A 2,099-nucleotide genomic window follows, 5' to 3' on the forward strand; every position below is an offset into this window, starting at 1 on the left:
CGGTTCTGAGCAAGCCGGACGACATCGTCGCGGAACTCCTTGGGGTAGGGCTTGGGCATGATGACAATCCTTCCAGGCCAGCCACCGGCTAGCCAGATCAGTTGTCACCTATCCCTGCATCAGCCCCTAGCCTTTCGGCTGCTCGCAGGGAAGCTCCCGTTTGAAGGACCGGATCCTGCCAGCTTCCAAGAACAGCACCTGAGAGAGACCCCGCCTCGACTTGATGCGACAACTACTCGGCTTCGGAATCTTGTCGAAGAATGCCTCTATAAAGCTGCCACCACTCGTCCCACAGCGACAAATATCCTTGCTCGTCTTGAGCGTGCAGCTGAGGAACCTGACACACCAGGTGTGGCACGTCTGATGAGGCACAACCAAGTCGAGGTTCAACGTCGAGCAGAGAGCCAAGCACAGGAGCTGGCCGATCGAGAAGAGGCGGAACGACGGGCTGAGATGTTTAGCGCCGCGGTGCAATCTGTGACTTTGTGAGCTAAATGGCGGGGTTCGTCAGGCGCTCCGCGGCGGTCTCCGCTCCCGCAGGCAAGGCTTGCTGGGAGTAAGAACAATGTCCCGCAAGAGGATCCGCCACCGGGACGCCGGCCAGCTTGACCTTGCTGATTAGTCAGTCAACCCTGTATAGTCACTGTGTGCTGACTATTGCTTCTCGTCTTGATGTCATGAACCGGCTCGGCCGCGCCATGGCAGACCCCACGCGGTCTCGAATCTTACTCTCTCTGCTGCATGGCCCCGGCTACCCAGCCCAGCTATCCCGGGACTTAGGGCTGACTCGGACCAACGTGTCGAATCACCTGGCCTGCCTGCGGGACTGCGGGATCGTGGTCACCGAGCCTGAAGGTCGCCAGACCCGGTACGAAATTGCTGATGCACACCTTGCTCAGGCATTGAATGCGCTGGTGGAGACCACCCTTGCTATCGATGAATACGCGTCCTGCATCGATCCACAGTGCTCGCTTCCTGGCTGTGCTCAGGCGCGTAGCCGCTCATGATAGTGACTGTTGCTGCACAGGCGTTAGCCCTGTTCGTTGCCACCAACATCGATGACATCATCGTCCTGTCCCTGTTTTTCGGCCGTGGCCGAGGGCAACCAGGTACGACCCGGCGAATACTGCTAGGGCAGTACGTGGGCTTCATCGGCATTCTGGGGACTGCTGTGGTTGTGGCGCTGGGCGCACAAGTGATGCTCCCAGAAGAAGTCTTGCCCTACTTCGGCCTGATCCCGCTGGGCCTGGGCCTCTGGGCAGCATGGCGAACATGGCGCAACCGCGACGAAAAAGACGACGACGAAGCCCAACTGGAAGGCAAGCGAGTCTCTGTCGGCACGGTTGCCCTAGTGACCTTCGCCAACGGTGGAGACAACATCGGTGTCTATGTACCAGTCTTCGTCAGCCTCAGCTGGGCCGCTGTCCTGGCCTTCTGCATCGTCTTCCTATCACTGGTCGCGCTCCTGGTCCTGGCTGCTAAGTGGATCACCTCACGCAAACCCATCGCTGAAGTTCTGGAGCGGTGGGAAAGCATCCTCTTTCCACTTGTGCTCATTACCCTGGGGGTCATCATCCTGGTCACTGGCGGCGCATTCGGGCTCTAACCCTGAGCCGGCTAGTTCCGTGAGTGGCGTTGTCAGTTGAGGAACCCCAACCGGGAACACCCACCTCTGACCAGGCGTAACGCCAACTGGCCAGAGAGGGTGTCCCGTATAGGTGGTCCGCACCCTGTCCCGCTGACGGGGGGCTAACCGGGACACCGTGCGTGCGAGCTTTTAGGTCTCGATAGATCGGCGGAGACTCTGCTGGGGAATCGCGGCCATGGGGATGATTCGACGTGACCCACTGACAGATAGATGACACCACTGACAAACCACTGACAGATAGGTGACACTACTGACAACTTAGCTGGAACCTACAACGGTTCCTGACGGTCTAACGTGGACCGATGGCCCTCATGCGAAGCGGACGGAGTAGCGTCCGTCAGAGTGGTGTACGGCACCCGGTGAGCGCGTCGCTGACGAAGACGTGACGGCCACCGTGTGATCCTTCGAGTGAACCTCTCACAGCACTCTCGAAGAAAGGCATCACGATGAC

The 2,099-nt window shown here is 59.3% G+C and carries 2 protein-coding genes; both read left to right on the forward strand.

Annotated elements, in window-relative coordinates:
- Positions 1-647: 647 nt before the first annotated feature.
- The gene (gene cmtR / locus IEW85_RS14190; protein WP_138170855.1) at positions 648-1,007 is read left to right on the forward strand and encodes a Cd(II)/Pb(II)-sensing metalloregulatory transcriptional regulator CmtR; all 360 of its coding nucleotides are present in this window, start codon (positions 648-650) and stop codon (positions 1,005-1,007) included.
- On the forward strand, positions 1,004-1,606 hold the full coding sequence (locus IEW85_RS14195; protein ID WP_138170856.1) for a cadmium resistance transporter: 603 nt from the start codon (positions 1,004-1,006) through the stop codon (positions 1,604-1,606). Before cmtR ends, IEW85_RS14195 begins: the two co-directional genes overlap by 4 nt.
- The last annotated feature ends 493 nt before the right edge of the window (positions 1,607-2,099 follow it).

It is taken from the genome of Nesterenkonia cremea (assembly GCF_014642675.1).
Classification (GTDB): Bacteria; Actinomycetota; Actinomycetes; order Actinomycetales; family Micrococcaceae; genus Nesterenkonia; species Nesterenkonia cremea.